This is a genomic window from Acidovorax delafieldii 2AN (assembly GCF_000175235.1).
In the GTDB taxonomy this organism is placed as follows: domain Bacteria; phylum Pseudomonadota; class Gammaproteobacteria; order Burkholderiales; family Burkholderiaceae_C; genus Acidovorax; species Acidovorax delafieldii_B.
Window position 1 is genome coordinate 1 of record NZ_ACQT01000174.1, and the last position, 7,843, is coordinate 7,843.

Here is a 7,843-nt window from a genome sequence, read left to right on the forward strand (position 1 = left end):
CGCCCACCACAGGGCTCGGCCACTTTGGTGCAAAACAGGCCGCAGGCGGGGGAAGGAAAACGGTGGCAAGGCATGGCGGTGCGCAGAGTGAAGTCGCGCCTATGGTAGCCACGCACCGCCGCAGGGCGCCCCGAAGGCACCGAAATTTACGGCGGCTTTACCTTGGATTTACCGGCGTGCGCGAGCACGCAGCGCCGCGGGGCCGGCGGGGCTACCGGTTGGTGGCCAGCAGCAGCCCGCCCGCGCCCATGAAGAAACCGCCTGTGGCTCGATTCAGGCGCACCACCCCACGCGAGCTGCGGATGAACCGGCGGATCTGCCGCCCGCCCGTGGCATACACGGCGGTCGACACGAATTCGCTGGCCAGATAGATCGAGCCCAGCACCAGAAACTGCCGTGCAGCGGGCTGCGCCGGATCGATGAACTGCGGAAAGATCGCGGCAAACAAAATGATGGCCTTGGGGTTGGTGATGCCCAGCAGAAATTCCTGCGCAATCAGCGCGCGCAACTTCACGGCGGCGCCACTGGCCACGGCCCCCTCTCCTTCGACCACCGCCAGCCCGCTGAACTCGCGGCTGCGCCAGGCCCGCCAGCCCAGCCAGAACAGATAACAGGCGCCCACCCACTTCACCGCAGTGAAAGCGGCCTCGGAAGCCAGCAGCATCGCGCCCAGGCCCACCGCAGACACCGTGAGAAAAATGGCGAAAGCCGCCACGCGCCCCAGTGTGGCGATCAGCGCCGCGCCCACACCCGCGCGGATACCGTTGTTCAGACCGCAGAAGTTGTTAGGCCCGGGCGTGAGCGAAATGGCAACGGCCACCGGCGCAAAAAGGAGAGCATCCATGTGCGAATCCTGTGAGAGGGGAGCAAAGATGTACCAGTCTATCCATGCAGGGCCCGGGTGTCATGCGCCTGGCAGATCCACCACCTGGGCCCACGGAACGCCCGCCAGGGCCTCGTAGTGCGCCACGACGACCATGCGGTCCGTGCACATGGCAAGCTGTTTCAGCGCAAGGGCAAGGTACGCAACGGAGGCCTTGTCAAGCCCCGCCACCGGCTCGTCGATGAGCGTGAGCGGCGCGGCGCAGGCAAACGCCCCGGCCATGAGCACCTTGCGCCGGGTACCGGTGGACAGCGCGCCGAACGGCTTGTCGAGGTGAGGCTCCAGCATGAAGCCCTGCACATGGCCCTGCAGCGCCGCTGCATCCCAGGCGGCTTGGCTCTGCGGCAAACGGCCATACCAGTCGCGCGGCGTCTGGCCCTCGAGCGCATCGGAGCGCGGATCGAACCAGGCCACATGGTTGCGAAAAGGGGCAGCAGCTGGCGGGCGGCCCGGCAACTCGAGTACGAGGTTTCCTGCCTGTGGCACCAGATCGCCCGCCAGCAGCCTCAGTAGCGTGGTCTTGCCGGTGCTTTCGTCGCCCCGCACCAGATTGGGCCCTGGCAACAGCCGGGCCTCGAAATTCTCGAACACTGGGCGATGGGGGTAGCCAAAGGTCAGGCCTTGCACCCGCAGGGCCGGCAACAGGTGGTTCATGGATGCTCGCAACAAGGCCACGGCGTCGCCGACGGCGCAGCCAGAAAAAGCCGCCATTCTAGAAAGCCGGTGGAGCTGCCCGACAATCGGGCACCACCACCTCGACCGCCCCATGTCCCTGCGCTACCTCGATTTCGATTTCAGTGAAGACGCCGAAGGCACTGGCACCTTTGACGCCATGGCATGCGTGGGCCCTGCGCAGGTGCCCGCGGTGCATGCAGAAATCGCCCGCGTGCTCGGCTGGGCCCATGCCGAGTTCGCCCATGCCTGCGTCCCCCTGGAAGAAGGCGGCGCATGGCACTACGATCTGCAGGAGTTCCACGAAACGGCCACGCCCCACGCACTGCGGTTCGACCCCGCGACCAAGGCCCTGTCCAGCGAGCCCGAAAGCCACGGCGTGCCGCGCATTACCCTCACCCTGTCGATCAGTGGCGACGCAGCCTTCTGCGCAGCGTTGCGCGAAGCCTTCGAACTTGACTGAGCCCTGCTTGCGCGGCCTTCTGGACCTTTTTGTGCACCTTGCGCAGCCCCTTCGCATGGACGGGCATTTCGGACCTATGGCTTAATAGCGTGTTTTTTCAATTTTTTCCAGAGAAGCACCATGGGCAACAAGATCGTTACCGAAGCAGACCGCAAGCACACCCCCCAACCCAAGCCCCTGCCTGGCGTGAGCCTGCCGACGTCTGGCCGTGGTCAGCGCGTCAGCCTGGAACGTGGCGTGGCAACGCGCAGCAAGAAGAACCCCGGCAAGCGCTCCAAGAAGGGCGGCTGACCCGACTGGCGGCCATGCCGTCCTGCAGAAAACGGCCCTCTTCGGAGGGCTTTTTTCTGGGCCACGCATGCCAGCAGCCCGGCCGCTCTGTGTGCATGCGCCTTAGAGCCTGTTCACGATCTTTTCAAGGGTACGCACGGCAGCAAGCCGCCGCAGCCTGGGCAAGGCGGGCAACAACGAGCGTGACGGTTTGCTGCCTTGCCCGAAGGGTTGCCCCGCAAAAGCAGCGTCTGCGGCGTTCCGAATAGCGCGTCTGTCACAGCGCGTAGCGCCCGCGTCCTGGGATCACCGCCTTGCGCTGCAGCCCGCACCGGCCGCTGCCAGAAACCCTGCATCGACAGCTGTCGGCCGCAGCGCGGCGGCAGAGGCCGGCGCCCTTGCTACCCGCAGCGCGCCGTAGCGGATCGCACCCTCACGCCAGTGTCGCGGCCCCACTGCCGCCCGTGCCACAGACCAGCGCCTGGGCGGCGGTGGGCTGGATTTCACGGTCGTGCTTGGCCTGGGCCACGGCCATATCGCGTGGCAACGTCACGCCGTTCTTCACGGCCAGGATCTCCGCCATCACGCTCACGGCAATCTCGGGGGGCGTCTTGCTGCCGATGTAGATGCCGATCGGCCCCCGCAGGCGTTTCAAGCCCTCTTCGGTTTGCCCGAAATGCTCGATCATGCGCGCCCGGCGCGCCTCGTTGTTGCGGCGCGAACCAATGCCGCCCACATAGAACGCCTCGGTGTCCAGCGCCTCCAGCAGCGCCAGATCGTCCAGCTTGGGGTCGTGCGTGAGGGCCACCACGCACGTGCGCCGATCGGGCCTGAAGGCCTGCACCAGGTCGTCAGGCATGTCTTTGACCACCGCAACACCCGCCACGCCCCAGGCCGAGCGGTACTCGTCGCGGGGATCGCATACCGTCACCGCAAAGCCGCTGAACACCGCCATGGTCGCCAGGTATTCGGCCAATTGACCCGCACCGATCAGCAGCATGCGGTATTCGGGGCCAAACGTGTTGGTGAGCTGCACCGCATCCACCACCAGATCGCCAGGTGCCGCGGCAGGCGCCACGGTGACCACGCCATCGGCCAGGCGCACGCTGCGCTGCATGAGCCGGCCCGCCCCCAGCGCTGCAATCAGCGCCGCCAGGCTGACAGGATCGGGGTCGTATTCCAGCAGCAGCTCCAGCGTGCCGCCGCAGGGCAGGCCGAAGCGGTGCGCCTCATCGGCCGAAACGCCGTATTTGACGAAAGATGGCGGCCCGCTGGGAATGCGGTGGCCGCCGTCGGCGGCGGCCCCTCTCTGCGACGCGCCCTGCGCATAAGCCCGGGTGTGCCGGTCGATGAGGTCGTCCTCGATACAGCCGCCCGACACCGAACCCACCACGGCACCGTCTTCGCACATCGCCATGATCGAACCCACCGGCCGCGGTGACGAGCCCCACGTGCGCACCACCGTGGCCAACAGCGCCCGGCGGCCGGCAGCACGCCAGCCATGCAGCGCACGCAACACCATCACATCCAGGTTTTCCATTGCAACTCCACCTCTTTCAACGGCAAGACCTCCGCCCCAGGGCCACGCACCTGAAGCCTACGGCCAGTTCACGGCCCATCGCCACATGCGCCCTGCCCCCCCTGGCGTTGGCCTGCTCCGTCGCGGGCATTGCTATGCAAAAAGCACGCACAAGCCGCAGGGGGCGGCGCAAGCCCATGAAAACGGCACATACCTGGCAAAAGGCCGAGCCTCAGTTCAGCCACCACGCTAACAGCACCAGCGCCGCAGCGCCAGCCGCCCACACCCATACCGGGATGCCACCGGGGGAATTGCCGTCACGGGCCGCTGCAGCCTGGTCGTCAGGCGTGTGGTCCTGCTCCGATGGAACGGTGTCCACCGCATCTCCACGCGGGTAGCGGCGCTGCATCTCCTGGTCAAACCGCTTGAAAAAATCCTCGGCCATGCCCTTGGCGGCGCCGTCGATCAGGCGCTGGCCCAACTGGGCGATCTTGCCACCCACACTGGCCTGCACGGTGTAGTTCAGCTCGCAGCTCTCCCCTGCGCCATCGTCCGGGAGCGGCACCAGCAGGACCCGGGCATTGCCCTTGCCAAAGCCGGCCACGCCGCCCGAGCCGTCGAAGGCAATGGTGTAACTCTCGGGCGGAACAATATCGGCCAGCGTGATCTTTCCCGCAAATTTGGCGGACACCGGGCCGATTTTGACGGCCATGGCCACCGCGTACTGGTTCTCGCCTGTGGGCTCGACCTTGTCACAGCCGGGGATGCAGAGCTTGAGCACTTCGGGATCGTTGAGCGCATCCCAGGCCTGTTGCTGGCTGACGGCAAGGGTGCGGCTGGCTTGCATTTCCATGGTGGTGCCTCTCGAGGTTCTGAAAAAAATGGTTCGCCGTCGTGCCGACACTCATTGCCGCAACACCGCTGCGAGTTGGATTGCAAGGTCCTGCAGGCGGCTCAGGTTGTGCACTGCCACCATGCCGTGGGCCTGCCGGTGCAGCACCGCGGCGCCGCGTGCCGTGGGCAGATAGCCCTCGAAGCGCAGCAAGGGGTTGAGCCACAACAGGCGGCCGCAGTGGCGGCGCAGCCAGCCCAGTTCGCGCTCCAGCACCTCGGGAGCGCCGGTGTCCAGGCCGTCACTGACCAGCAGGACCAGCGTGCGGCGCCCCACCAGGCGGCGGGCGTGCTGCAGACGCAACTGCGCCAGACTGTCGCCCATGCGCGTGCCGCCGGCAAAATCGGGGATGGCGCGGCTGGCCGTCTCCAGCATTGCATCGGTGTCGGCCAGCCGGAAGGCAGGGGTCAGATCGGTGAGGCCTGTGCCAAAGGCGAACACGTCGCGGCGCAGGGCGCCCCCTGTATGGCGGGGTGCTGTGGCGGCATGCAAAAAGGCCAGCAGCAGCCGCGCATAGCGCTCCATGGACCCCGATACATCCACCAGCACCAGCAGCGGCAGAGGCTGCGGGCGACGCTGCAGCAGCGGCACCCGCAGCAATTCGCCGCCATGGCGGGCCGCATGGTGCATGGCACCGGGCCAATGTGGGCGGCTGCCCCGGCTGCCCGGCCGTGTGCGGCGCGCAGCATAAAGCGGCACGGGCAAGGGCACTTCGCGCGCCAAACGCTCCACCAACTGGTATTCGCTGGCCGAGAGCTGGTTGAAATCGGCCTGGTGCAGGCGTTGCAGGTCACTGGCCGTCATGGCAGCGTCGAAATCCACCTTTTCGTCTTCACGCGGCGGGGACGCATTGCGCGCGGCGCGCACGGGAGCGAGGGCTTCGCTCACACGCGGCCGGCGCTTGACGGGCTCGGCCTTGGACTCGGCGCTGGGCAGCATCTGGGCCAACAGCTTCTGGGCCACATCGGGGTTGCGGAAGTACGCATCAAACAGCTCGCGGAAGACCATGCGGTCCTGCTCGCGGCTGACCAGCACGGCCTCCAGTGCCGCACCGAAATCGTCACGCTGCAGCCCCACCAGCAAGGCCGCCTGCTGGGCCAGAGCCATGCGGGCGGCGTCCACACGCACCCCAGCGCGGCGCAGGGTGCGGCCAAAGCCGCTGAGGTTGTCGGCCAGCTTGCCGGTGCGGGCATCGCCCAGTTGGGAGACCGTGGTCATGGGAGACGCCTGCGGCAGAAAGCGCGATGCGGCAGCGTTGACTCCCAGCGGGGTTCAGCAGGCCCGGCCGGAACGTGCGCACAGGCGCGGCAGGCCCGTTGCAGCACACGCAGCCCTGCGCCGCGGTGGGGCGTTCGCCGGAGCATGCCTCAGCCCTCCTGCGCCGCAGGCTGGAGCAACTGCGCCGCCATGTCGGCCGTGAGCGCGGCCACGTCCTCGCGCTGCTTGAACAGGATGCCCGCCGTGTCGGAAACAACCTCCGGGTCCACCACGATGGTGTCGAGCGCGACCAATGCCTTGGCCCATTCCACGCTTTCGGCAATGCCGGGTGCGCGCTGGAAGGCATTGGCAAACGGCTGGCTGCGCAACCGGCCCACAAACTCCGCCACCTGCTGGGCCAGTGCCGCGCTGGCGCCCGGCACCTGGGCGCGCACGATGGCCAGTTCGCGTTCGCGGTCGGGGTAGTCGAGCCAGTGGTACAGGCAGCGGCGCTTGACGGCATCGTGCAGATCGCGCGTGCGGTTGCTGGTGAGCAGGGTGACCGGCGTGGCCGTGGCGCGCACGGTGCCGATCTCGGGAATGCTGACCTGGTATTCGCCCAGATATTCGAGCAAGAAGGCCTCAAAGGGCTCATCGGCCCGGTCCACCTCGTCGATGAGCAGCACAGCGCCCGGCGCGGGCGCCTGCAGCGCCTGCAGCAAGGGGCGGCGGATAAGGTAGCGGTCCTGGTACACCTCGGCCTCGATGTCGCGCACAGCGCCAGCCGTGGGGGGCACAGCGCCGCCACCGGGCCGCCCCAAGGCAGCGAGCGCCGCCGGCCCCGGAGAAGCCGGGGCCCCATCCCCCGCTGGGGGCACCGAGGACACGCCAGCGCCCAACGCAGGGGGCAACATTTCTGCCGCGCGCATGTGCAGCAGCTGGGCGGCGTAGTTCCATTCGTACAGTGCCTCGCGCTGTTCCAGCCCGTCGTAGCACTGCAGGCGGATGAGGCTGCGCGAGAGCACCTCCGAAAGAGCCTTGGCCAGCGCCGTCTTGCCCACGCCGGGCTCGCCCTCCAGCAGCAACGGGCGCTGCAACTTGAGCGCCAGGAACACCGCCGTGGCCAGGCGCCGGTCGGCGAAGTAGCCCACGGCTTGCAGGGCCTGCAGCAACGCATCGACAGAGGCTGGAGAACTCATTGCTTCTCTTTTGATAGCTTCTTGCGCTTTCTGGATAAGCGCAAGAGGCCGATTTCTTCCAAAATTCGATGGGCCCAACAGGGTGCCCCGGCTTCGACAGGTCCGGCCCGAACGGATGGGGCGCTACGGACCAAGTCCGTGGGTCGGGTTAAGCCGCAGGGCGTAACCCGACACCACGGCCGCGGACGCAGCAAAGCCACGCCGGGTTGCGCTGCGCTCACCCGGCCTGCGAGGCTCCGAGCATCTTCTGCACCGCACGCTGTGTCTGCACGCTGATCAGGTTGGCGCGGTAGGTGGCGCTGGCGTGGATGTCACTGTTCAGATCGCCTGCGTCAATCTTCACGGCGGCGGCCGACTGCGGGGTGAAGCTCTGGTTGAGCGCCGCCTCCAGACCCGCATGGCGGAAAACGCTGCTGGCTGCGCCGGTGACGGCCACGCGCACGCCGCTGTCCGTTTGCGCCACGAACACGCCCACCAGCGAGAAGCGCGAGGCGGGCTGCTTGAACTTCAGGTATGCCGCGCGCTTGGGGATGGGGAAACGGATGGCGGTGATGATCTCGCCCTCCTCCAGCGCCGTGGTGTACATGCCAACAAAAAAATCGTCTGCCTTGATCTCACGCCGGTTGGTGATGACCGTGGCCCCCAGCCCCAGCACGGCGCTGGGGTAGCAGGCGGCGGGGTCATTGTTGGCCACCGACCCGCCCAGCGTGCCGCGGGCGCGCACCTGGCGGTCGCCGATGTGCGCGGC

At 67.5% G+C, this 7,843-nt stretch carries 9 protein-coding genes; 2 read left to right on the forward strand and 7 right to left on the reverse strand.

Translation table 11 applies throughout. The features are described from left to right. Positions 1–211: 211 nt before the first annotated feature. Positions 212–844 carry a LysE family translocator gene (locus ACDELDRAFT_RS16630; RefSeq protein ID WP_005798954.1) on the reverse strand — a complete coding sequence of 211 codons (633 nt, stop codon included), beginning with the start codon at positions 842–844 and terminating at the stop codon, positions 212–214. A gap of 60 nt (positions 845–904) precedes the next feature. After that, complete coding sequence (locus tag ACDELDRAFT_RS16635; RefSeq protein ID WP_232504800.1) at positions 905–1,594, reverse strand: ABC transporter ATP-binding protein; 690 nt, start codon at positions 1,592–1,594, stop codon at positions 905–907. 55 nt (positions 1,595–1,649) lie between these two features. Between ACDELDRAFT_RS16635 and ACDELDRAFT_RS16640 the strand changes: the two genes are divergently transcribed. Further along, entirely contained in the window at positions 1,650–2,018 is a 369-nt protein-coding gene (locus ACDELDRAFT_RS16640; protein WP_005798958.1) for a hypothetical protein, read from the forward strand. Between the two features lie 120 nt (positions 2,019–2,138). After that, positions 2,139–2,309, forward strand: coding sequence for a hypothetical protein (locus ACDELDRAFT_RS25410; protein WP_005798960.1), 171 nt, complete (start codon positions 2,139–2,141; stop codon positions 2,307–2,309). Between the two features lie 412 nt (positions 2,310–2,721). On the opposite strand, the gene ACDELDRAFT_RS16645 is transcribed toward ACDELDRAFT_RS25410, so the two are convergent. From ACDELDRAFT_RS16645 to ACDELDRAFT_RS16665, 5 genes are all read right to left on the reverse strand, one after another. Further along, positions 2,722–3,828 (reverse strand): XdhC family protein, encoded by a 1,107-nt coding sequence (locus ACDELDRAFT_RS16645; RefSeq protein WP_005798962.1) that lies wholly within the window; start codon positions 3,826–3,828, stop codon positions 2,722–2,724. A gap of 211 nt (positions 3,829–4,039) precedes the next feature. Further along, positions 4,040–4,660, reverse strand: coding sequence for a CoxG family protein (locus ACDELDRAFT_RS16650; protein WP_005798964.1), 621 nt, complete (start codon positions 4,658–4,660; stop codon positions 4,040–4,042). 51 nt (positions 4,661–4,711) lie between these two features. Continuing rightward, on the reverse strand, positions 4,712–5,917 hold the full coding sequence (locus ACDELDRAFT_RS16655) for a vWA domain-containing protein (protein WP_005798965.1): 1,206 nt from the start codon (positions 5,915–5,917) through the stop codon (positions 4,712–4,714). A gap of 149 nt (positions 5,918–6,066) precedes the next feature. Beyond that, complete coding sequence (locus ACDELDRAFT_RS16660) at positions 6,067–7,095, reverse strand: AAA family ATPase (protein WP_005798967.1); 1,029 nt, start codon at positions 7,093–7,095, stop codon at positions 6,067–6,069. Positions 7,096–7,312: 217 nt separating this feature from the next. Next, positions 7,313–7,843 (reverse strand): FAD binding domain-containing protein (locus tag ACDELDRAFT_RS16665; RefSeq protein ID WP_005798969.1); only part of this gene is annotated, 531 nt, incomplete at its 5' end.

Excerpts from the sequence above, each read along its gene's own strand:
- ACDELDRAFT_RS16630 (WP_005798954.1), bottom strand. The coding sequence starts at position 844 with ATGGATGCTCTCCTTTTTGCGCCGGTGGCCGTTGCCATTTCGCTCACG.
- ACDELDRAFT_RS16635 (WP_232504800.1), bottom strand. The coding sequence starts at position 1,594 with ATGGCGGCTTTTTCTGGCTGCGCCGTCGGCGACGCCGTGGCCTTGTTG.
- ACDELDRAFT_RS16640 (WP_005798958.1), top strand. The coding sequence starts at position 1,650 with ATGTCCCTGCGCTACCTCGATTTCGATTTCAGTGAAGACGCCGAAGGC.
- ACDELDRAFT_RS25410 (WP_005798960.1), top strand. The coding sequence starts at position 2,139 with ATGGGCAACAAGATCGTTACCGAAGCAGACCGCAAGCACACCCCCCAA.
- ACDELDRAFT_RS16645 (WP_005798962.1), bottom strand. The coding sequence starts at position 3,828 with ATGGAAAACCTGGATGTGATGGTGTTGCGTGCGCTGCATGGCTGGCGT.
- ACDELDRAFT_RS16650 (WP_005798964.1), bottom strand. The coding sequence starts at position 4,660 with ATGGAAATGCAAGCCAGCCGCACCCTTGCCGTCAGCCAGCAACAGGCC.
- ACDELDRAFT_RS16655 (WP_005798965.1), bottom strand. The coding sequence starts at position 5,917 with ATGACCACGGTCTCCCAACTGGGCGATGCCCGCACCGGCAAGCTGGCC.
- ACDELDRAFT_RS16660 (WP_005798967.1), bottom strand. The coding sequence starts at position 7,095 with ATGAGTTCTCCAGCCTCTGTCGATGCGTTGCTGCAGGCCCTGCAAGCC.